This is a genomic window from Flavobacterium sp. Root901, assembly GCF_001429765.1.
GTDB lineage: Bacteria > Bacteroidota > Bacteroidia > Flavobacteriales > Flavobacteriaceae > Flavobacterium.
In genome coordinates this window covers 355,840-378,416 of record NZ_LMJB01000007.1, presented here as the reverse complement: position 1 = coordinate 378,416, position 22,577 = coordinate 355,840, and the positions used below count along the sequence as shown (strand labels likewise).

Genomic DNA, 22,577 nt, shown 5'->3' with positions numbered 1-22,577 from the left:
TGGTTATTTAATTACTAAACAATTTTTTTGAAATATTGCTTAGTAATTTTAATATTAGTTATTGTTTTTGGTTTGCTAAAATTATAAAATGTTTAATGAATATAATTATGGAAATCCGTAATTTCTTATGTTTTTTTTATAATAGAAAAAATATGCGATAATAAAAAAACAGTCCCTCCAAAAAAGAGGAACTGTCCTTAAGCAAATTTTCAAATTTGCATTCCTAAGAATGCGTACAGTAATTGGTAATCACTAAATCGAAGGCTAAACGCAGGTTATTCGTTTATTGTATCGCCTTCTTTAGTTTCTTCGCTGGCAATTTTTACCAGTTTATCTTTCGGATTCAAATCGCCGAATATTTCGATTTTATCTTCGATTTCTCTTCCTTTTTTAATGTCAACTCGTGTTGCTTTGTGATTTACTACTTTAATCACAAAAATACCTTCTGCAGAATTTACTACTGCCGATTTCGGAACTACAAATGCGCTGTCTTTTGAGTTCAGCGGTAATAAAACTTCGGCAACCATTCCCGGTAATAAATTTCCTTTTGTATTGTGAACATCCATTTCAACTCTTTCAGAACGCAGTTTTAAATCTAATGCACCAGACATTCTCGTAATTGTTGCTTTAAAAGTATCCGGCAGTGATTTTACATTAAAACTCATTTCGTCACCAGTATGTAAATATCCCGTGTACAATTCCGGAACAGAAACCGCCAAACGTAATTTACTTTGTTCCTGAATCGTCAACAAAGGTAAATCTGAACCTTTTCCTGCCGGACCAACAAACGTTCCTAAATTGACATTTCTGGCAGCCACAACGCCGTCAAAAGGAGCACGGATTTCGAGATATCCTCTCATAATCGAGATTTCTTTGTGCGCCGCCACAGCTGCCTGATATTGTGCGTAATCAGAATTCTTTTTTCCGCTTGCCATTTCCAGATCGTTTTTAGAAATGGTTCCTTCAACCTTACTGGTTTCGTACAAACGGTTGTACGTGCTTTTGCTGGTGGCATAAATCGCTTCCATCGATTTTAATCTTGATTCGGCTGCAGCCAGTTGCGAGCTGATTTCCGGCGCTTCTAAAACAACTAAAAGCTGTCCTTTTTTTACTTTAGAACCAATATCAACTTTTAATGTTTTTACAAAACTGCTCACTTTTGCATATAAATCTACTTGCTGGAAACCTGTTAATTCTGCAGGCAAACGCAATTCTGTGCTTAGTTTTTCTTTCTCTAAAAGAAAAGTTTCTACTTTAGGTTCAATTGCTTCCGGTGCAGTTTCTTCTTTTTTCTTTTCGCAGCCACTTAATACAACTAAAGCTGTAAATAATAATGCGGTTGATTTTATAATGTTACTTTTCATTTTTTGGTTTTATATAATGAATATGCTTTAATTCGTTGATTAACACATAGAGACATAGTTTTTGAAGCTTTAAAAAAGGCGTTTCACTATTTTAAATGCACATAGTTAGCTATGTGTGGAAACTTGTTTCTTTTTCTCTCTTTTTTGACATAATCCTGAAGTTTCGGGACTATGTTTCTATGTGTTTATTTTTTAATTACCCGAGGATCGACTTTCCGACTTTATGACTTTACGATTTTCCAACTTTCGACTTACTTATTGATGAGATATAATGGATGCTTTCTTCGTCTTCAGGATCTAATGAAACCGATTGTGTCGATGTTTTTTCCTGTGCCCAGGCAAAGATCTGAGGAAGGATTAATAATACGGCAAAAGTAGAAAATAATAATCCGCCGATAACCGCTCTTCCTAAAGGAGAAACCTGATCGCCTCCTTCGCCGTGACCAATTGCCATTGGCAGCATTCCCGCAATCATCGCAACTGAGGTCATGATAATAGGACGAAGACGCAGCGCAGCAGCTTCACGGGCAGATTCGAGCGCATTTCCGTTTCGTTTGCGGAGCTGTTCGGCATTGGTGACCAGTAAAACGGCATTGGCAATCGAAACCCCAACCGACATAATGATTCCCATATATGATTGTAAATTTAGCGTAGAACCTGTAATGGTAAGCATTAATAAAGCTCCTAAAACCACCGCCGGAACTGTCGTTAAAATAACCAAAGAAACTTTGAACGACTGAAAATTAGCGGCCAACATTAGGAAGATTACAAAAACGGCAACCAATAATCCTGTTTGTAAACTGCTTAATGTTTCGCTCAGTACAGTACTTAATCCAATTGGCGTAATAAACAAACCACGTGGTAATTCGCCTAAAGAACTAATTGTTCTGCTAACGTCATTTGCAGCAGTCCCTAAGTCTGTCTGGTTGATGTTTGCAGTAACGGTAATATACGGCATGGCCCCTAAATTGTCATTTTCACCGCTTACATAAGTGGGTGTAATTTTGGCAACGTCGCTTAAAACGGGACGAATCGAATTTCTTAATACCGGAATTTCCCCAATATCGGTTTTGCTTTTCATTTTGTTCAAAGGAACCTGAACCTGAACGTTGTACGATAATCCGGCTTTTTCATCGACCCAGGTATTTTTTTCGGTATATCTTGATGATGAGGTTGATGCTACAAGCGAACGTGAAATATCATTCATATCAACTCCTAATTCGGCAGCACGCGTTCTGTCAATATCAATATTCATGGCAGGATAATGAATTGGCTGACCAATCTGCACATCTCTGAAATACGAAATTGCTTTCATTTTATCGACAATTTGATTCGCGTATAATTCATTACGTTTTTTATCTTTTCCGGCAATTCGAACTTCAATTGGAGTAGGAGAACCCTGGCTTAAAACTTTATCCGTTAATTCGATTGGTTCAAAAGAGACTTTTGTATTTGGCAGAAGTTTTTTAAGTCTTGCTCTAAAGTCATCTTTAAACTCATCCATATCAACATGATATTCTTTTAAACTTACCTGAAAAACAGCTTCATGCGAACCCGCCATAAAAAGGTAAATTGGATTGATTGAGAATAAAGACGGGTGCTGGCCGACGTAAACAGAAGTGATTCCGATATGTTCTTTGCCCACCATTTTTTCGAGTTCTTTTAAAACTACTCTGGCCTGTTCTTCGGTTCTTTCTAAACGGGTTCCGTCAACAGCGCGCATTCTCAATTGAAACTGACTTGAATTGGTTTTTGGAAATACATCTTTTCCAATAAAACTGATAAATACAACTGCCAGTACTGTAGCAGAAACAAGATAAATTAAACTTGTAGCTTTTTTGTATGGAAATAAACGATCTAAAGTTCTCATAAAACGAACCCTGAATCTTTCAAAAAGACTTATTTTTCCATTATTATCTGTATCTAATCTTTCAACATAACCTTTTTTCTGAGTGATTAAATCTTTTTCAGAATCCGGCGTTAACCCGCAGGCGTTAAATTCGGCTTCATCATCTGTAATTTCCGGTGTATGTTCGTGTTTTTCATGTCCTTTCATTAACCAGTTTGCCATAACAGGAACAAATGTCTGGGATAATAAAAATGAAATTACCATTGAAAATCCAATAGCTAAAGCCAAAGGCAGAAACAACGCTCCCGGAATGCCAACCATGGTAAATGCCGGAGCAAAAACCGCAAGGATACAAAGCAGGATCAATAATTTTGGCAGAGCAATTTCCTGACAGGCGTCCCAAATGGCGAGTGCTTTTGGTTTTCCCATATCAAGATGCTGGTGAATATTTTCGATTGTTACTGTACTTTCGTCTACCAAAATACCAATGGCCAGCGCCAGTCCGCTTAAAGACATTAAGTTAATTGTCTGTCCGAATAATTTCAAAAATAAAACTCCTGAAATAACCGAAATCGGAATCGTCATAATTACAATCAAAGCGGCACGACGGTCGCCAAGGAAAAGCAATACCATTAATCCGGTCAAAACCGCACCAATAATTCCTTCTGTAATTAAACTTTTAACCGAGTTGATTACATAAACCGACTGGTCAAATTCATAAGATAATTTTACGTCTTCAGGAAGTGTACTTTGAATTTTAGGAAGTTCCGATTTTAATTTCTGAACCACATCCCAGGTCGAAGCATCTCCGGCTTTTGCAATACTAATATAAACAGAACGTTTTCCGTTTACCAAAGCATAACCTGCCGTAATATCGGCACCGTCTTTTACAGTGGCAACATCGCCTAATTTTAAGTTTTGAACGCCGCCTTTGAATAACGGAATCTGCTCAAAATCTTTAACTTCTTTAATCGTATTATTGGTTGGCGTAATATAGTTTTTGTCTCCCATACGCACGTTTCCTGATGGAGCCGTCTGGTTGTTTAAACGAATCGCTTCTACGATTTGATCAGGTGTCATATTATGAGAACGCAATAAATCAGGATCTACGTTAACCTCAATAGTTCTTGGGCTTCCGCCAAAGGGCGCCGGAGACAATAAACCCGGAATTGAAGTAAACGAGGCACGAACATAAACGTTGGCTAAATCCTGTAATTCATTGTTTGATCTGATTTTAGAACTCAAAACCAATTGACCAATCGGCAGAGAAGAAGCATCAAAACGAATGATAAACGGAGGCTGTGTTCCCGGAGGAAAAGCCGCCTGAATTCTGTTGGAAAGCGCACTTAACTCGGCAGCAGCCTGAGCCATATTTGTTCCTTCATAATAGGTTAATTTCATAATCATTAACCCCTGAATATTTTTGGTTTCTACCGATTTTATACCATTAGAAAAAGGTAAAACGTTTACGTAGTTTTTGGCAAAATAAGCTTCCATCTGGTCTGGTGTGTAACCTCCAAAAGGATGCGCAATATAAATAACCGGCAAATTCATTTTGGGCAGGATATCTACCTTAATGTCTTTTATGGCACCAATTCCGAAGAAAAATAGACCCGCAACCAATACTAAAATGGAAATGGGTTTGCGGAGTGCAAAACGTATTAAATTCATTAGACTTTATAATTAAAATTCATTCATAAATAAGTCAAAATTGCCCGTTGCAGCAACTTTCAGCAAAAACGACTGCCATACATTATTGTTGACAATATCACGATCAATTTCAGCACGGTTTAAAGTGTAAATTGTTTGTGTTAAGTCGGTTAAATCGGTTAAACCGTTTTTGTACAAAGTCGATTTTTGTATATAAGCTCTTTTTGCCGCATCGACCTGAATGGGTGCTTCGGCATAATTGTCAAGTGTAATTTTGATTTTATCTTCGGCAAAAGTCAACTGCGATTTCAATTCTCTGTCCGCCTGATTGTATTCTTCCTGCAAAGCCTGAGATACAAATTTCTGGGCGCTCACCTGTTTGCTTGATCGAAAGGGAGCGGCCAGATTCCATGTAATACCAACTCCAACCAGATAATTGGTACGGTCCGGATTTACACCATCCCAGTAATTTCTGCTAAAAGCAGTCTGGTCTGTACCATACGTGTTTTCAAAACCGGAGGCTCTGGTTTGTAAAACTCCAAAAGCACTCATGGTTGGGTAATAAAAACGTTTGTACAATCTAACCTGTTGATTGCTGTAATCAATTCTTGTTTTATAAAATTGCAGTAAAGGATGCAGACTGTCTGATGCGGCATTTTCTTTAATAAGTTCTTTCGGGATCTGAGTTACAAAAAGGGTATCAGCAATAAAATCCTGCGGAGCAACGCCCATTAAATCAACGAGTTTGTTGTTTTGTTCCTTAACGAAGTTTTTCGCAAGATTCAGGGCAATTTTAGCCTTAGATACTTCTGCCGTTGCCAATGTCGAGTCTACTCCGGCCAATAATCCGTTTTTAACTCTTGCAGCGGCTGTCTTTTTGAAAACCTCTGCACGATCCAGATTTTTTTGCTGTGAAATCAGTAACCTCTGGCTCGCCAGCAAATTTAAATATGCAGCAGAAATTTTGATTTGCTGCTGGAATTTTTCCTGTTTTAAGTCATTTTCTTTAGCCTGAACATCAATTTTAGATAAATTAATTTTTTCCTTCGTTTTTCCAAAAGTGAAAAAATCCCAGTTCATGTTGACAAGGTAAAGCGCGCCAAATGCCGAATTCCAGTTTTGTTCTGCCAGGGCTGGTCCGGAAGAAGCTGTTCCTAAACCATTAAAGCCGTACAAGGCGCCATTTTGCCCGTTGATTGTTCCGTAATCCTGTTGTGCAGATAAATTAAGATTAGGCAGATAATCACGGCGAGTCTGTTTTAAAAGCTCTTTTGAAGCATTGGTGTAATTGTTTTTTGCTTTGATTGAACCGTAGTTTTCAAGCCCTGTTTTTATTGCTTCTTTTAAAGACAAGGTTTGTGAGTAACCAATCGAGGCAAAAATCAAGAAAAATAATAAGGTAATTTTTTTGAAATACATAAACTCAAGTGTGAAATTATAGGACAAATTTATTTCTCTTATACTGATAAAGGTCATGTTAAGTGATGTACTGCAATAATAAATGACCAATTCAATTTGTCATTTTTTGGAAATATTAATTAAATATTTGTCCGTACTTTGTGAACTATTTAAGTTTAAAAAATGAATCTCAAATTTGATAACATACTGGATAATAAGTGGTGGCAGGAAATTGCCGTCGTCGGATTTTCCTTTACCATATATACCTTAAAAAACGACTGGATGTTATTTAGTTCCTTAACATCCGTTTTAATGGGGATTTTCTTTTACTGCATTCTTTATATGCACGCCCAGTTCAATCGTTTTTTTCTTTTTCCCATATTATTTAAAACCCGACGCCCTTTTACGTACCTGCTTTTAACGCTTTTTGGGGTAATTGTTTTCTCGATTGTTTTGTATGAGATTACAATGCTGGATATGTTTAGAAATCTTTATTTTTATCAAAATTCGCATCAAAGAAGTTATTTGTACCAGCTGGCCAGCGTTTTAGGAACTTTGGTTTGTATCCTGAGTCCGATTATTGTTTTTAAATTCTACAGAATTCATAGAAAACGTACCGAAGAAGCGCTTTTGTTCAATCAAATGCAGCTGAATTCCTTAAAAGGACAATTAAATCCGCATTTTTTATTTAATACTTTTAATACGCTGTACGGAATAAGTTTGGAATTTCCGGACAGAACGCCGGATTTAATTATGAAAGTTTCACAGTTAATGCGTTATCAATTAGAGAGTAACAGTAAACAATGCGTATCTTTAGAAGACGAATTAGAGTTTATAAACAGTTATGTTCAGCTTGAAAAAGAACGTGTTGGCTATCGCTGTGATATTACGTTTGATTCTAAAGTTGACAACGAAAATGCCTATAAAATTTCGCCGATGCTTTTAATTGCCTTTATTGAAAACGCTTTTAAACACGGAACCTGTGCGATTGAAAAATGTTTTGTTCAAATTTTTATTACTGTTGAAGAAGGACAACTGCACCTTCATGTCGTAAATTCAATTCCAACAAAGCAGACAGATGTGGTTTCGACTAAAATTGGTTTGAAAAATACAATTGAAAGACTGAATTTAATTTTCGGAAAAAACTATACACTCGATATTCAGGAAAATAAAAACACTTATATAGTCGATTTAAAACTGCAGTTGAAAAGATTTGCGTAATGAAAGATCCAAAAAAATGCATTATTGTTGATGACGAACCGGCGGCGCATTATGTTTTAGCCAATTATATAAAACAAAATCCGCAGTTAGAATTGGTTTTTCAGGGATATAACGGCATTGAAGCAATGGATTATCTCAGGGAAAACAAAGTCGATCTGATGTTTCTGGATATCAATATGCCGGAGATTTCGGGAATGGAATTGTTGAAGATTATTCCCAATCATCCCAAAACAATATTAACGACTGCGTACTCTGAATTTGCGCTTGAAAGCTATGATTACGGTGTTATTGATTATCTGCTGAAACCTATTTATTTTCCGAGATTTTTAAAAGCTGTTGACCGCTTTTTCTCTACGGAAAATTTAAAAACAAAAGAAGATGAAATAACCGTAAATAAAGTCAGCGTAAAAGTCGACGGATATTTTATCGATATTGAACTGGATCAGCTTTTGTATGCGCAGAGTTTTGGAAATTATGTGAAACTGCATACTACAAAACGAACTTATCTGGCTTCGATTACAACAACGGAGTTTGAGAAATGCCTTCCGGAAAAGAATTTTATCCGTATTCATAAGTCTTATATTGTTGCTTTGGACAAAATTGAGGTCACAGAAAAAGATTTTGTCAGTATTAAAAATGAAAAAATACCTATTGGAATAACCTACAAAAGGGAATTGACGGATCGATTGAAAAAGTAATATTCTTTTTATTAAAAAATAGTTGCAATTTATTTAAAAAGTAATAAATTTATTACGTTGTTTTTGATGTTTAATTTAATAGTCAGATCATGAAAAACGTATTATTAGCAGTAGTTTTACTCTGGATTAGTTTTTTGAGTGCTCAAAATGAAGTTGTAAAACCGCCGGAAAAAGTGAGTTTTACTTTTGAAAAAGAATACCCAAATAAAATTCCGGTCTGGTCTGTTGAATATACAGGCGACGATAATGACGAAATAAGATATCTGGCAAAATTTAACACAGATCAAAATACTAAGGCTCTTGCCGTTTATGATAATTCAGGAGTTTTAAAAGCATACGAATTGCAGATTCCGTTAAGTCAGCTGCCGGCAAAAGCTCAGTCTTATTTAAAGAAAAATTACGCAGCAAAGGCAGTTAAGGAAATTGCTGTAGTGGTAGATGATAAAAACAAAACCACTTACGAAGTTGGAGTAGAGAAGGACTCAAAATTTTATGATGTTATTTTTGATAAAAACGGCGGATTTGATGTCATAATCCAAAAAGATTAGAATACTTACTAATTCAATTATATTTAAAACGACAAACCCGGTGAGTTCTATACTTACCGGGTTTTGTTTTTTGAAAAATATTCTGTTAAATAACAACCCAAAGCTTTAACAACTGTCGGGGTTTTTAAATTTTATGTTTATTACAACATCATTCCTCCGGAAACTTCGATTCTTTGAGCATTTACCCAGCGCGCATCTTCAGTACATAAAAATGCTACTACACTGCCAATATCATCAGGTAAACCAACTCTTCCTAGAGCAGTTACAGAAGCTATTTGTTTGTTCATTTGTTCATTATCACGAACAACGCCGCCGCCAAAATCAGTTTCAATAGCACCGGGAGCAACAACATTTGCTCTGATTTTTCTTTCGCCTAATTCTTTTGCCTGATATTTTGTTAAGGTTTCAATTGCACCTTTCATAGAAGCATAAGCCGCATAACCAGGGAAAGAGAATCTTGCCAGACCAGTGGAAATGTTTACAATTCCGCCGCCGTCATTCATAAGGTTTAAAGCTTTTTGGGTTAAGAAAAAAGGACCTTTAAACTGAATGTTAGTCAATTGATCAAATTCTGCTTCGGTGGTTCCAATGAAAGAATTATGAATTCCAATTCCGGCATTATTTACCAGATAATCAAATGTATCCGTTTTAAAAGTATTTTTTAAAACTAATTTTACTTCTTCAAAAAAAGAATTAAAACTTCCTGAATCGGCAACATTTAATTGAAGTGCGGCTGCTTTCTGCCCCAAATTTTCAATTTCTTTTACCACTAAATCAGCTTCTTCTTTTTTGCTGTTGTAAGTAATAATAACGTCAAGTCCTTTTTTAGCAATTGCAATTGCCATATTTTTTCCCAAACCTCTGCTTCCTCCTGTAACCAGAGCTATTTTTGTATTTACTGCCATCTTTTTAATTATGAATTGTTAATTTATTTTAATTATGCATTGCATTAAAGTGATTTCGAAGATCCTCAGCACTTGCATTTAATCTGGTTTCGCTGGTTCCAAAAGTAAGTTCAGATCTTCCTTCTTTCAGTTGTTCAAAAATTGATTCTATAAAACTGCTTACGCTTGGGTGCGCATCGTGCAAACCAATTCCGCCAAGATCTGTGTTTAGCGCCGGTGGAATAATCTCGATTACTTCGATATTATTTGATTTTAATAAATGACGAAGGGAAATCGTAAACGATCTGAAAAATGCTTTTGTAGCAGAATAAACCGGAACTTTGGCAAATGGTGAAAATGCCAGTCCAGAGGTTACATTCATTACTGTTGTTAAGGATTTTAACTTAATAAATAATGAAGTTAAATGTAACGGCGCCTCAATGTTTGTCGTAATTTCCGCTTTCATACTTTCGTAAAAACCGGGATCTGTTACTGAAATCCAATTTTGAATTCCGGCATTGTTGATTAAAACATTTAAATCCGGATGATTTTCAGAAATCCATTCGTAAAGTGCGATTCTTTCTTTTTCTACAGATATGTCACAGACTTTTGTAATAACCGAAGGAAATTTTGCTTTTACTTCGTTTAGTACAGATTCTCTTCTGCCGCAAATGATTACGGTATTGTTTTCCTGAATAAATCTTTCAGTAAGTCCAAATCCAATTCCGGTTGCACCTCCTGTTATTAAAATTTTGTTGTTTGATAAATTCATCTTTTCTATCTTTTAAATTGATAAGACAAAGGTAGGAGCAAAGCAGATGTGGGGAATTGTAAATATCAAACCGATGTTTGCAAAATTCAAATCAGATATTGGAATTAAAAATTAAAAATTAAAAATTGATAATTAAAAATTGATAATTAAAAATTGATAATTAAAAATTCTAATTCTCATTTTATGTCATCCTGAGCAAAGTAGAAGGACACGCATCGTAGAACGTACTGCATGGATTTAGAATGCGACCCTTCGACTTCGCTTAGGAGGACAAACGTTATGTTCAAGCTTAGAAAACCCTGAAACTTGAAACCCGAAACCAAACCTAACTCCTAAAAGCAATCGGCGTCAAAGAAGTCTGCTTTTTAAAGAAGTTAGAAAAATGCGCTAATTCTTCAAAACCTAAGGAATAAGCAATTTCTGAGATATTCCAATCCGTTTGTTTTAAAAGGATTTTCGCTTCGTTAGTTAATCTGTTGCTGATTAATTCTGTGGTGGTTTTTCCGGTATTTTCCTTTAAAACCTTATTTAAATGATTGACATGTACGGATAATCTGGCCGCAAAATCTTTAGCAGTCCTTAGTTCTAAACGCTGACGCGGAGATTCAATTGGAAACTGTCTTTCCAGCAATTCAGCAAATAAAGAAGAAACCCGTGCTGCCGAATTATGTTTAGAATACAGTGCTGTTATAGGCTGTAATTTTTGTCCAAAATGAATTAGTTCTGCAACATAATTTCGGATTAAATCATATTTATAGATATAATCAGAATTAATTTCTTTTTGTATTTTGTTGAAAATCAAAGCAACTTCTTCAACTTCTTCATCTGATAACTGAAAAATTGGATAACCGTCTGATGCAAAAATCGGAAGTTCATCCAGATCAATCCCGCTTTTGTTTTTGGATAAAAATTCACTTGTAAATACGCAAAACTGTCCACCCTGATTAGTATCCTGCGGAACATAATTATACGGAATCTTTGGTGTTGCGAATAACAATCCCTGTTTTTCGATTTCAATTATTTTATTGGCGTATTCTGCTCTATTGTGTCCTCTTATTAAGCTTATTTTATAGTAAGCTCTTCTGTCATAAGGCATTCCGGGTTTTCCTTTCATGCGTTCTAAAAGCTCCTTAATATCAAAAACATTAAAATGACCGATTTCTTTTTGAATGTCGTTTGGTAATAATGAAGTAGGTTCTACGGTTGAACCTTGTGTAATATCCTGGTAAAATGAATCTAGGGATTTCATATTGTTTCGAATTGTAAAATTCAAATATACGAAAAAATATACTTCGTAAGTTTAATCACAAAGAACACTAAGATTTACACGAAGCACACTATTTTATTTCTTTGCGAACTTTGCATAAACCTTAGTGTTCTTTGCGGTTAAAAAAGACTTCCCTGTACAAATTCAGGTTCAGGATTATTTCCAAAAGGAAAAGAATCAATTACAAAAAACTGTTTTACAATGGGATCAAATTCTCTTAAAACAATTTCATTGCATAGAAAATTTAGATCGATTGTGGTAAAAAGTTCAGAAGCAATTTTAAGATTTTCAGGAGTTAACCTTCGCCCGATTGACAGGTGCGGATTGTCACTTTTTTTGAGTTTTAAAAACTTCAAAGTTTCATGAATCTTTTTCATTATTGGGACAAGATTTTTTTCTGAATCTTCGGTTACACCAATAAAAAAAGCACCACTATTTGGAAAAGAATCAAAATGATTTAAAGACACCTGGAAAGGCACAAAACCATCTGAAATTTTAGAAAGTTTTTGTTTAATCGAGCTGAATTGAGATTCCTCAATTGTAAATTCGCAAATTGTAATATGCGCTTCAGAATTGCAGCTGTTATACCAATTGATTTTGCTTCTTAAAAAATCTTTCATTTTTTTAACTGGCTCAACCAATGTTTTAGAATAAAATACAACCGAGTATGTTTTTTCCATTTTAGAAGCTTTGAATTACACAAATTTAAAACTTAAATTGTGCTGTCAAAGCAGAATAAAAATAATCTTTTCCTGATCCGGCTTCTTTTAAAAAAGCGCCTGCATTAAACCAGGCACCTTCTGCAGAAAGAGTTAAGAAGGAATTGACATTATAATCAAAATTTGCGATTAATTGTGTTCCTATAAACCGTTCGATTATATTATCTCCGGAATATAAAAGCTGCATGTTTGGCGCATATAATCCGTCATGAATGGAGCTTCTCCAGAAAATATCATAATCGATCCCAAAACCTAGTTTTTCAGTTAAATCTAAAGCAAGCGACGGATGAATATCAATTAAATTCGATGGACCAATCAAACCGACTAAACCAAAATAGGCGCCTTTTGGATACAAAGGATTAAAAGTTTGCAGCTTGTTGTCGTTGTTGTTTTTATCTCCGGAAATGAATTCGGTTTTTAAACCTATTTCAGGATTAAATTTTACGGTTTCAAAAGTATAAGAAGTGTTCGAAGAAAGTGTCCACGCTGAAATATTTTGCGAATTGATTTTTCCAAATTGATACAAAGCTTCAAAATCGTATTTCCAGCTGCCTTTTGTTTTCCAGATTCTTGTTCCGGCAGAATGTCTGGTTTCTTCGCCAACCGCATTATCAAAAACAGCACGTTTTTTCCATAATCCTAAATAATATAAATCAATATTCTGAAGAAACGGCACTTTATGAATCACAGTATAGCTTCCCCAAAGTTTGGCATTTTCATTAAAATCATCATTAAAAATGCCCGGAACATTTGCAATAGGATGGGTGTAAAAAGCATCGGTCTGCCAGTTTTTATTCTTGAAGAAAAGCTTCATACCGTCAAAAGAAATTCTGTTATTCGGGCGTTCACGAACACTTACCAAACGCTGGGAACCATATGCAATTTCCTGTCTTCCCACTCTAAAAGTTAACTGCTGATCCTTATTCTGAATGAAATCAATATCTAAAAAAGCCTGATGAAAATCCAGTTCATTTTTGTCAACCGGACTCGGATCAATTTTGCTGCTGGCAAGACTGCTTTGCAATTCGACAAAAGTTCTGAATCTTCCGAAGTGAACATCAGCGTTCAGCAAATAGCGGGAAAGTAAATATCCATCTCCGCCATTTGTTTCATCGCCCCATTTATCATTAACCGTATAAAAGTATTGTTCCCTGATTTCACCGCCAATTGAAGCGTAGAATTTTTCATTTTTCGCAAGCGGAATATATTTTATTTTCTCATATAAGTTTTTCGCTGAGTCTGCTTTCAGATAGGTGAAATCATCGTCATATCGCAGCTTTTGGAAAACTGGTTTTTGCTGTGCATTTGCAGAAAAGATTCCCAAAAGCAGCAATAATGCAAATATGTTTTTCATCATTAATTTTTTTGATAACCTCCAAAGTAATTTACGGGACTCCAGTCCGGAATTGCTTTTGGTGTTGGGTTTGCAAATGTTCTAAAGTCGTTGTCTGCGTAAACTACTTTTCCGTTTACAACAGTCAATTTGGATTCTATGTTTAATATTTTTTCTTCCGGAACAGAAAAATAATCATCAGAAAGGATTGCAAAATCGGCAAGTTTATCTTCTGTTAGCATTCCTCTGTCCTTTTCGATATTGATAAGCTGTGCACTTCCGTAAGTGAATAATTTTAAAGCGGTTGTTCTGTCCAGAATATTTTCGTCGTTCATATATTTTAATCCGCCTAAAGTTTTTCCTGTTGTCAGCCAATACAAACCTACCCACGGATTGTAACTCGCGACTCTGGTTCCGTCAGTTCCCATTCCTACTTTGATTCCCATTTCTAAAATTTTCTTTAGCGGAACTGTATTTGCCGCAGCTGTTTTTCCGTATCTTTTAATGAAACTCTCTCCTTGGTATGCCATTCTGTGCTGAATTGCCAATCCGCCGTTTAAAGCTTTTATGCGTTTTAAATTTTCGAAAGAAACCGTTTCTCCGTGGTCAAAGAACCATAAAAGTCCGTTTAAAGGTGTTTCTTTATTGATGTCTTCAATTACATTTAAAAAACGTGTAATGCTTTCATTATAAGTTGCATGAATTCTAAACGGCCATCTGTTTTTGATTAATAAAGACAAAACCTCTTTTAATTGTCCTTCCATCGCCGGACTTAATTCTGGTCTTGGTTTATCGAAGTTTTCAAAATCTCCGGCACTCATTACCAGATTTTCTCCGGCACCCTGCACGTGGTATTCTACTTTATCTGAATGATGGTCATCATCACAGCCTTCACCAATTTCAACAGTATTAATCCATTTAGTATAATCGTTTAGTTCACTTCCTGCTTTTTGTGCGAACAAATAATAAGGCATTCTGATTGTTAGATCGCTGTCTTTACACAAACCATTTGTTACGCCGTAATCGTCCGGAAAGTTTTGAAATCCGCCTCCTGCATCCATAATGGCAGTTACGCCAAGACGATTCATTTCTGTCATAAATTGTTTGGTTGAGTTAATTTTTTCATCTGCGTTTAACTCCGGAAGTTTAGAAAGAGTAGAGTATAAAATGAAAGCATTGGGCTCGGCAACTAACAATCCGGTTGGATTTCCGTCAGGATCTTTTTCAATCAATCCTGAATTCGGATTTGGTGTATTGGCATCAATTTTTAAAGCTTCTAAACCTGCTTTGTTCAAATAAGCGTGCCCATATAGGTGAAGAACAAAAGCGGGAACATTTCCGGTTGCCTCATTGATTTCTGCTAAAGTTGGGAGTCTTTTTTCTTCAAACTGATACGCATTCCAACCGCCGACAACGCGAACCCATTGTCCTTTTGGAGTTCTTTGGGCCTGCTCTTTCAGCATTGCCAAAGCCCTTTTTAATGATCGGACACCGTCCCAGCGTAATTCAGTATTAAAGAACCTTCCGCCGCGAATAATGTGCATATGAGAATCAAATATTCCGGGAATAATTACTTTTCCTTTGGCATCGATTAGGGTTGTTTTTTTGTCTTTTAGTTTTAAGATTTCACTGTTTTTTCCAGTTTTGATAATTTTTCCATCGGCGACAGCCATTGCTTCGACAATTGTATTTTTATCATCCAAAGTATGAATTACTGCGTGATGAACAATAAGTGAAGCTTTTTTGCCTTGGGCGAAAATAGGAAAGGAAATAAGAAATAAAAATGCCAGTAGTTTGATATTCAGTTTCATAATAAGTGGTTTTTGTTTGGTTTTGGGTAAAAAAAAGACTGTGACTTAACACAGTCTTTTTATGACTAATCAGTAAGCAATTATTAATTAGTGTTTTAGCATTTCGTGTGCATATTGTACACCTACACCATAAGCACCACCGTATTTTTTAACTAAATCTGTTACAGGTACATAAGTTTCCTGACGAGCCCAGTCACGTTGTAATTCTAATAAATATTGTAATGAAGTTACAGGATGAGCACCAGCCTGAACCATACGGGTTACAGCCATTTCGTGCGCTTCTTTAGATACGTCTCCGCTTGCATCCGTAATTACATAAACGTCATAACCTTCGTTGATGGCAGATAAAACCGGTCCAACAATACAAACGCTTGTCCATAAACCGCCAAAAACAATTTTCTTTTTGCCAGTTGCAATAATAGCTTTGCGTGCAGGTGCATCTTCCCAGGTATTCATTGTAGTACGATCGATATAGTTAGATGTTTTTTGTGGATAGAATTCTTCAATTTCTCTAAAAACAGGTCCGCTGAATGATTTTTCTGCTACCGTTGTGACAATAGTTGGAACTTTGAATATTTTAGATGCTCCGGCTACCAAAGCGGTATTGTTTCTAAGCTGATCGATTGGAATATTGCTTACTGCAAATGCCATCTGGCTTTCATAATCAATTAAGACCAAAGTGTGATTTGTTGGATCCAGTAAAGACGGACTTGGTTTTTGAGCGAAACCGATAAAAGTTACTAATAATAAAACTGCTGTTAGGATTAATTTTTTCATGATAATTTGATTTTGTTGTTAATAAAAGGTTTTTAAAATATTTTGTATTTGATTTTCAGTGTTTTGCATTCAAATTAAATGCCTTGTTTATAATGTATTGATTTTAAAAGGTTTTTCAGAAAAGGCAATAGTGATCCTAGCGATATATCGTCAATAAAAATTGGATATTCGTTAATGAATTGTCGTTAAGCTTTTAATGAAATTTAAAAGAGAAAAATGCTGGTACCTAAATTTTTCCTTTTAGATGTAATCGGTGAAGGATTTCTGATTTTAATAACCCGCTCCCTCCGCCAAAATGTTCAATTACTTCTACATCCGGCTGTTGTTTTAAACAAAATGAAGTAAATTCTTTTTCGAGATGATCTTCGATTCCGGAACTCAAAAGGACAACATCGATTTTGTGATTCTGAAAATATTCCTGAGCTTCTTTTTCATTGTTGAAAGAAACTGCGTTCCAATCTTCATATGCGTTTACAAGGCGAAGTAAAATGGCCAGGATCGCTTCGTTTTTTCCGAGTAATAAGAATTCAAGTGTTTTCATTTTTTTTAAGTTTCTGAAGTCTGAAATACTGAGATACAAAGTTTTTACTTTGAAAATTAGTTTGACAGAACTTCTAATTTACTTTACAAATTTATTGCTTTTATCATGGCTGTAACTTAATCTAGAATAAGAAAGATGCTAAGGTTCTAAGATGTTGAGATTCTAAGTTTTTCTTTTCTTTTTGATTCCAGTTTTTGACAGAACGAATAAGAAAGATACTAAGGTTCTAAGATGCTGAGATTCTAAGTTTTTTCTTTTCTTTTTGATTCCAGTTTTTGACAGAACGAATAAGAAAGATGCTAAGGTTCTAAGATGCTGAGATTCTAAGTTTTTTTCTTTTCTCTTTAATTACAGTTTTTGACAGAACGTTTAATTTACTTTACAAATTTACTGCTTTTGTCATGGCTGTAACTTAATGTAGAACAAGAAAGATGCTAAGGTTCTAAGATCTGAGATTCTAAGTTTTTCTTTTCTTTTTGATTCCAGTTTTGACAGAACGTTTAATTTACTATGCAAATTTATTGGTTTCATCACGGCCGTAACTTAATCTTGATTAAGAAAGATGTCTGAAGTTTATTAGACTTAAAAGAATTACGGAAAACCCGTAACAGGATTTAAAAAACCTCAATTAGATTTGTCTTGTTGAGATTCTGAAATAATTTATTGCCTTTTAAATTATACCTAACCAGATCTTGATGTTAAACTGTTTTTGGAGAAACAATTTTTTTAATTTTTAAAAATTGACATATTCATTTTAAAGTGGATAGCTTGTATAAATTTGCAAACAATACAGCAATTGTCTAATTTTTTATAGGTTTTTAGATTTGGTTAATTATTTGACTTTATCTAAGAGCCTTTTTTTATGCTCATAACACAAGCGGTTATGTAAGCATAAAACGGGCAGGATAGAAGCGGGTTATTTTACAGCAGATGAAAAACAATATAGAATGCTGCATCAATGAGATTAATCTCAATTACTTAAAATTTTCATTTCAATTCAACTCATTCTTAATCAGAATTCAGGACTCTAATCTTCTAAATTAATATCCATTAGCTTTAAGCCATTCTTCACAATCTCTGGTCCAGTTTTTACTGGTATGGTTAACCCCTAAACCAAAACCGTGTCCGCCTTTTTCATATAAATGTAATTCTGCTGCAACGCCATTTTTTTTAAGAGCCAAATAGTAATTGATACTGTTTTCCGGAATCACTACAGTATCATCAGTTGCGTGAATTAAAAATGCCGGAGGTGTCTGGGCAGTAACCATTTTTTCGTTTGAAAACGAATCGATTAAATTTTGGGAAGGGTTATTGCCTAACAAATTGATCTGCGAACCTTTGTGTGTAATTTGGTTTTCCATAGAAATAACCGGATAAATTAAAAGAGAAAAATCCGGACGCGCACTTACCTTATAGGCAGATTCATATACTTTATCATCATAATGCGTTGATGCAGTTGAAGCTAAATGTCCTCCGGCAGAAAATCCCAAAATTCCAATTTTATTAGGATCGATATTCCATTTTGCGGCATTTTGTCTCACATAGCGAATAGCTTCCTGTGCATCTTGTAACGGGCCGATATTTTTATTTTTCATAATTAAATCACTAGGAAGGCGATATTTTAATACAAAGGCGGGAATTCCTAAAGTATTAAACCATTGCGCAACTTTTGTCCCTTCTTTATCAATGGCTAAATGCTGATATCCGCCGCCAGGAAGAATAATTACTGCTGTTTGATTAGGTTTTGTTATACTGGGAAAAAAAGCAGTCAAAGTGGGAATTGTAACTAAACTAGTACTTTGAACCTTCCCGTCGTTTGTGACTTCCTTTTCTTTGTAATCTCCGGCTTTTATTTCATCCGGAATTTTATTCCAAAGCTGAATTACCTGATTTTGAGCAGTACAATGAAATAAAATACTTGAAAATAGTATAATACTAAAAGCAGTTTTTCTACCAAATTTGTTTTTTATATTTTTCAATTTTTTAATTTTAATTAGTTGGTTAGTAATTATTTACATATTATTAATCGATTTCAAAAATAACTTCCGCTAAATAACATTTCCAGCTGAAAACAATTTTTAAAAGGATATGGTTTCGGGACAATTTTACCCCCAATAAAGGATAATTTTAGTATCTTCCCTTTTAACAAATATATTGTTTAATGTGTAATTTTGAGTTCTTTTTTTTAAGTAATGCATTAAATTTGACATACAAAATAATTTTATATACAATTTATTTGGAATATAAAGATTAAAAACTATATTTGTGCAATCGATTACATTATTGCAGTTTTATAATTTTAATCAGTTGATTCTAATGAGTTTAAATTATGCTTTTATGTACAGATTTTAAAAGAAAAATTTCTAACTATAATAACCACACTTATGAATCAAACCGACGCTGTTACAGTAAATCAAACCATTAAATCTGCAGGGAAATATCGTTGGAGTATATGTGCTTTACTATTTTTTGCCACAACAATTAATTATCTCGACAGACAGGTGCTTTCTTTAACCTGGAAAGATTTTATTGCTCCTGAATTTCATTGGACAAACAGTGATTATGGAGATATTACGGCGCTTTTTTCTATTTTTTATGCTGTTTCATTATTGTTTGCAGGACGTTTTGTAGACTGGTTAGATACCAAAAAAGGATTTCTGTGGGCAATCGGAATTTGGTCTGTAGGTGCATGTCTTCATGCATTTTGCGGAATAGCAACTTCAGGAATTATTACAGGAGAATGGTTTGTTGGTTTTGAAGGTTCTAAACAAATTATCAGTGCGGTAAGCAATACTTCAAAAGTAATTAATGTAAGTGTAGCATTGTTCATTTTTGCCCGTCTTGTACTGGCAATAGGTGAGGCAGGAAATTTTCCGGCAGCGATTAAAACTACAGCCGAATATTTTCCTAAAAAAGACAGGGCTCTTGCAACCAGTATTTTTAATGCAGGGGCAACGGTTGGCGCTTTAGCCGCACCAATCTCTATTCCTTTTATTGCCGAATCTTTCGGCTGGGAAATGTCATTTATTATTATCGGTGCGCTAGGTTTTGTATGGATGGGATTCTGGATGTTTATGTACGATAAGCCGGAAAAACATGCTAAAGTAAACGCAGCAGAACTGGAATATATTCAACAAGACGACATTGCCGACAGCAAATTGGCAGGTTTTGTTCCGGAAACCAAAACAAAAGTATCTCTTGCAGATTGTTTTAAATACAAACAAACATGGGCTTTTGCATTTGGTAAATTTATGACAGACGGCGTTTGGTGGTTTTTCTTATTCTGGACACCAGCATACTTAAGCTCTGTATATGAAATGGATTCAACAGAAGCAGCGCTGCCATTATTTGTTTTATATATGATTACCTTATTGTCCATTATTGGCGGCTGGCTTCCAACGTATTTTGTTGAAAGAAAAGGAATGAATCCGTATGAAGGCAGGATGAGAGCTATGCTTATTTTTGCTTTTTTTCCGCTATTAGCATTAATTGCACAGCCATTAGGGTATATAAGTTACTGGGTTCCGGTTATTATTATAGGTATTGCAGGAGCGGCACATCAATCCTGGTCTGCAAATATTTTTACCACTGTAGGAGATATGTTTCCTAAAAAAGCAATTGCAACAATTACAGGAATTGGCGGTTTAGCCGGAGGTTTAGGTTCTACTTTAATTAACAAAGGCTCAGGAGTTTTATTTGATTTTACACAGAGAAACTGGAGTTTAGTAAATGGCCAGCCTCTTTTAGAAAAATATCCGCAATTTCTAAATCCAGATGCAGAAAAAGCTTTTCTTGCTCAAAAAGGAGTGGCAAATCTGGAGGAATTTTTAAAATTAGTTTCCAAATCAGGAGATACGGTAGTAAACGGTATTAACTCAGGATATATGATTATTTTTTCAATCTGTGCGGTTTGTTATTTAATTGGATGGGTGGTAATGAAAACTTTAGTTCCAAAATATCAGCCTATTACGGATCTTTAGTATATTTCACTAATTCAAACGTAGAATTGAAATAAATTTTGATTTGAATTATGCTTTTTCAATATAAAAAATTAATTTTGTGCAATCGATTACATTAAATAAAAATTATGACAAAATATAGTTCAAGATACGCGTCAAGCCCTGAAGCAGTGAAAAAGTATGATACTCAGCAATTGAGAGAAGAATTCTTAATTGATGATTTAATGCAGGAAGATGAAATCGTACTGGTTTATTCTCATTACGACAGATATATTGCAGGTTCTGCAGTTCCGGTAAAAGGTGATTTGGTTTTAGAAAAAATCGATCCTTTAAAGGCGCCTTATTTTTTAGAAAGAAGAGAACTGGGAATTATAAATGTTGGTGGAAGCGGTTCTGTTGTGGTAGAAGGAACAAATTATGAATTAGGTTTTAAAGATGCTTTGTATATCGGAGCTGGAAATAAAGATGTAGTTTTTAAAAGTGACGACAAAAACAATCCTGCTAAATTCTATTTAAACTCTGCTCCGGCACACACGAGTTATCCAACTAAAAAAGTAAGTTTAGCAGAAGCAAATAAATTACAATTGGGAACAATGGAAACGGCAAATCACCGTACCGTAAACCAAATGATTATTGGTAGCGTGGTGACCACCTGCCAATTGCAAATGGGAATGACGGAATTGAAACCGGGAAGCGTTTGGAACACCATGCCGGCTCACGTTCACGATCGTAGAATGGAAGTTTACTTTTATTTGGATATTCCACAAGATCAGGCAGTTTGCCACTTTATGGGACAGCCGCAGGAAACAAGACATATCTGGATGAATAATCATCAGGCGGTTATTTCTCCGCCATGGTCAATTCACTCCGGTTCAGGAACCAGCAATTATACTTTTATATGGGGAATGGCGGGTGAAAATTTAGATTACGGAGATATGGATGTTTGTAAAATCACTCATTTAAGATAAGAAAATGACAAATTTATTTGACATACAAGGAAAAGTTGCCCTTATTACAGGAAGTACCCACGGCTTAGGAATGGCAATGGCAAAAGGATTAGGTCAGGCCGGGGCAACAATTGTAGTAAACGGTAATTCCTCTCAGCAAAAGATTGATGATGCCGTGGCAGAATTAAAAAGCGAAGGTATTAAGGCTGTGGGTTACAGATTTAATGTAACAAAAGAGAAAGAAGTTGCAGAAGCAGTTCAGAAAATTCAAAAGGAAGTAGGACCAATCGATATTTTAATCAATAATGCTGGAATTATCAAAAGAATTCCACTCTTGGAAATGGAAGTTTCAGATTTCAGAGAAGTGGTTGATATTGATTTAGTAAGTCCGTTTATCGTTTCTAAGCATGTTGCCAAAGGAATGATTGAAAGAAGACAAGGAAAAATAATCAACATTTGTTCTATGATGAGCGAATTAGGAAGAAACACCGTTTCTGCTTATGCAGCTGCAAAAGGAGGCTTAAAAATGCTGACTAAAAACATGGCAACAGAATGGGCAAAATACAATGTTCAGATTAACGGAATCGGCCCGGGATATTTTGCTACAGAACAAACTAAACCAATTAGAGTTGACGGACATCCGTTTAACGATTTTATTATCAGCAGGACACCGGCTGCAAAATGGGGTGATCCGGGAGATTTAGCCGGAGCTGCCATATTTTTATCATCCAAAGCAAGCGATTTTGTAAACGGACACATTTTATATGTTGACGGCGGAATCCTTGCAACAATTGGAAAACCTTCTAACGAAGAATAATTCTAAAAATATATTAAAATAA

General features: G+C 35.1%; 18 protein-coding genes. 6 read left to right on the top strand and 12 right to left on the bottom strand.

What is annotated here, in order from left to right; translation table 11 throughout:
• Positions 1-275: 275 nt before the first annotated feature.
• The 3 genes from ASE21_RS14850 to ASE21_RS14840 form a co-directional block, all read right to left on the bottom strand.
• Entirely contained in the window at positions 276-1,364 is a 1,089-nt protein-coding gene (locus tag ASE21_RS14850; protein WP_057123471.1) for an efflux RND transporter periplasmic adaptor subunit, read from the bottom strand.
• 229 nt (positions 1,365-1,593) lie between these two features.
• Entirely contained in the window at positions 1,594-4,884 is a 3,291-nt protein-coding gene (locus ASE21_RS14845) for an efflux RND transporter permease subunit (protein ID WP_057123470.1), read from the bottom strand.
• A 12-nt stretch (positions 4,885-4,896) separates the two neighbouring features.
• A complete protein-coding gene (locus ASE21_RS14840) occupies positions 4,897-6,282 on the bottom strand; it encodes a TolC family protein (protein ID WP_057123469.1) in 1,386 nt (461 codons plus the stop codon).
• A 162-nt stretch (positions 6,283-6,444) separates the two neighbouring features.
• On the opposite strand from ASE21_RS14840, the gene ASE21_RS14835 reads away from it, so the two are divergent.
• From ASE21_RS14835 to ASE21_RS14825, 3 genes are all read left to right on the top strand, one after another.
• The gene (locus tag ASE21_RS14835) at positions 6,445-7,482 is read left to right on the top strand and encodes a sensor histidine kinase (protein ID WP_057123468.1); all 1,038 of its coding nucleotides are present in this window, start codon (positions 6,445-6,447) and stop codon (positions 7,480-7,482) included.
• The gene (locus ASE21_RS14830; protein WP_057123467.1) at positions 7,482-8,180 is read left to right on the top strand and encodes a LytR/AlgR family response regulator transcription factor; all 699 of its coding nucleotides are present in this window, start codon (positions 7,482-7,484) and stop codon (positions 8,178-8,180) included. The genes ASE21_RS14835 and ASE21_RS14830 overlap by 1 nt, the downstream gene beginning before the upstream one ends.
• An 89-nt stretch (positions 8,181-8,269) precedes the next feature.
• On the top strand, positions 8,270-8,728 hold the full coding sequence (locus ASE21_RS14825; protein ID WP_057123466.1) for a hypothetical protein: 459 nt from the start codon (positions 8,270-8,272) through the stop codon (positions 8,726-8,728).
• Between the two features lie 140 nt (positions 8,729-8,868).
• Here the strand turns inward: ASE21_RS14825 and ASE21_RS14820 are convergent, their stop codons facing one another.
• From ASE21_RS14820 to ASE21_RS14780, 9 genes are all read right to left on the bottom strand, one after another.
• Positions 8,869-9,633, bottom strand: coding sequence for an SDR family NAD(P)-dependent oxidoreductase (locus ASE21_RS14820; protein ID WP_057123465.1), 765 nt, complete (start codon positions 9,631-9,633; stop codon positions 8,869-8,871).
• 28 nt (positions 9,634-9,661) lie between these two features.
• Positions 9,662-10,384, bottom strand: a complete 723-nt coding sequence (locus ASE21_RS14815) for an SDR family oxidoreductase (RefSeq protein WP_057123464.1) — start codon at positions 10,382-10,384, stop codon at positions 9,662-9,664.
• 325 nt (positions 10,385-10,709) lie between these two features.
• Positions 10,710-11,633: a helix-turn-helix domain-containing protein gene (locus ASE21_RS14810; protein WP_057123463.1), complete on the bottom strand. Its 924-nt coding sequence runs from the start codon at positions 11,631-11,633 to the stop codon at positions 10,710-10,712.
• Positions 11,634-11,770: 137 nt separating this feature from the next.
• Positions 11,771-12,331, bottom strand: coding sequence for a 2'-5' RNA ligase family protein (locus tag ASE21_RS14805; protein WP_057123462.1), 561 nt, complete (start codon positions 12,329-12,331; stop codon positions 11,771-11,773).
• A gap of 25 nt (positions 12,332-12,356) precedes the next feature.
• Positions 12,357-13,724 carry an alginate export family protein gene (locus ASE21_RS14800; protein WP_057123595.1) on the bottom strand — a complete coding sequence of 456 codons (1,368 nt, stop codon included), beginning with the start codon at positions 13,722-13,724 and terminating at the stop codon, positions 12,357-12,359.
• A 2-nt stretch (positions 13,725-13,726) separates the two neighbouring features.
• On the bottom strand, positions 13,727-15,514 hold the full coding sequence (locus ASE21_RS14795) for an amidohydrolase (protein WP_057123461.1): 1,788 nt from the start codon (positions 15,512-15,514) through the stop codon (positions 13,727-13,729).
• Positions 15,515-15,601: 87 nt separating this feature from the next.
• The gene (locus tag ASE21_RS14790; RefSeq protein ID WP_057123460.1) at positions 15,602-16,291 is read right to left on the bottom strand and encodes a hydrolase; all 690 of its coding nucleotides are present in this window, start codon (positions 16,289-16,291) and stop codon (positions 15,602-15,604) included.
• A gap of 226 nt (positions 16,292-16,517) precedes the next feature.
• Positions 16,518-16,832, bottom strand: a complete 315-nt coding sequence (locus tag ASE21_RS14785) for a hypothetical protein (protein WP_057123459.1) — start codon at positions 16,830-16,832, stop codon at positions 16,518-16,520.
• 1,040 nt (positions 16,833-17,872) lie between these two features.
• Complete coding sequence (locus ASE21_RS14780) at positions 17,873-18,811, bottom strand: alpha/beta hydrolase (RefSeq protein WP_057123458.1); 939 nt, start codon at positions 18,809-18,811, stop codon at positions 17,873-17,875.
• 405 nt (positions 18,812-19,216) lie between these two features.
• On the opposite strand from ASE21_RS14780, the gene ASE21_RS14775 reads away from it, so the two are divergent.
• The 3 genes from ASE21_RS14775 (at position 19,217) to ASE21_RS14765 (ending at position 22,555) form a co-directional block, all read left to right on the top strand.
• Positions 19,217-20,812: an MFS transporter gene (locus ASE21_RS14775; RefSeq protein WP_057123457.1), complete on the top strand. Its 1,596-nt coding sequence runs from the start codon at positions 19,217-19,219 to the stop codon at positions 20,810-20,812.
• Between the two features lie 107 nt (positions 20,813-20,919).
• Positions 20,920-21,759, top strand: coding sequence for a 5-dehydro-4-deoxy-D-glucuronate isomerase (gene kduI / locus ASE21_RS14770; protein ID WP_082603484.1), 840 nt, complete (start codon positions 20,920-20,922; stop codon positions 21,757-21,759).
• 4 nt (positions 21,760-21,763) lie between these two features.
• A complete protein-coding gene (locus ASE21_RS14765; protein ID WP_057123455.1) occupies positions 21,764-22,555 on the top strand; it encodes a gluconate 5-dehydrogenase in 792 nt (263 codons plus the stop codon).
• Positions 22,556-22,577 lie beyond the last annotated feature (22 nt).

Coding starts and splice junctions, on each gene's coding strand:
- kduI (WP_082603484.1), top strand. CDS start 20,920: ATGACAAAATATAGTTCAAGATACGCGTCAAGCCCTGAAGCAGTGAAA.
- ASE21_RS14795 (WP_057123461.1), bottom strand. CDS start 15,514: ATGAAACTGAATATCAAACTACTGGCATTTTTATTTCTTATTTCCTTT.
- ASE21_RS14830 (WP_057123467.1), top strand. CDS start 7,482: ATGAAAGATCCAAAAAAATGCATTATTGTTGATGACGAACCGGCGGCG.
- ASE21_RS14785 (WP_057123459.1), bottom strand. CDS start 16,832: ATGAAAACACTTGAATTCTTATTACTCGGAAAAAACGAAGCGATCCTG.
- ASE21_RS14820 (WP_057123465.1), bottom strand. CDS start 9,633: ATGGCAGTAAATACAAAAATAGCTCTGGTTACAGGAGGAAGCAGAGGT.
- ASE21_RS14805 (WP_057123462.1), bottom strand. CDS start 12,331: ATGGAAAAAACATACTCGGTTGTATTTTATTCTAAAACATTGGTTGAG.
- ASE21_RS14765 (WP_057123455.1), top strand. CDS start 21,764: ATGACAAATTTATTTGACATACAAGGAAAAGTTGCCCTTATTACAGGA.
- ASE21_RS14840 (WP_057123469.1), bottom strand. CDS start 6,282: ATGTATTTCAAAAAAATTACCTTATTATTTTTCTTGATTTTTGCCTCG.
- ASE21_RS14845 (WP_057123470.1), bottom strand. CDS start 4,884: ATGAATTTAATACGTTTTGCACTCCGCAAACCCATTTCCATTTTAGTA.
- ASE21_RS14825 (WP_057123466.1), top strand. CDS start 8,270: ATGAAAAACGTATTATTAGCAGTAGTTTTACTCTGGATTAGTTTTTTG.
- ASE21_RS14800 (WP_057123595.1), bottom strand. CDS start 13,724: ATGAAAAACATATTTGCATTATTGCTGCTTTTGGGAATCTTTTCTGCA.
- ASE21_RS14815 (WP_057123464.1), bottom strand. CDS start 10,384: ATGAATTTATCAAACAACAAAATTTTAATAACAGGAGGTGCAACCGGA.
- ASE21_RS14850 (WP_057123471.1), bottom strand. CDS start 1,364: ATGAAAAGTAACATTATAAAATCAACCGCATTATTATTTACAGCTTTA.
- ASE21_RS14790 (WP_057123460.1), bottom strand. CDS start 16,291: ATGAAAAAATTAATCCTAACAGCAGTTTTATTATTAGTAACTTTTATC.
- ASE21_RS14835 (WP_057123468.1), top strand. CDS start 6,445: ATGAATCTCAAATTTGATAACATACTGGATAATAAGTGGTGGCAGGAA.
- ASE21_RS14810 (WP_057123463.1), bottom strand. CDS start 11,633: ATGAAATCCCTAGATTCATTTTACCAGGATATTACACAAGGTTCAACC.
- ASE21_RS14775 (WP_057123457.1), top strand. CDS start 19,217: ATGAATCAAACCGACGCTGTTACAGTAAATCAAACCATTAAATCTGCA.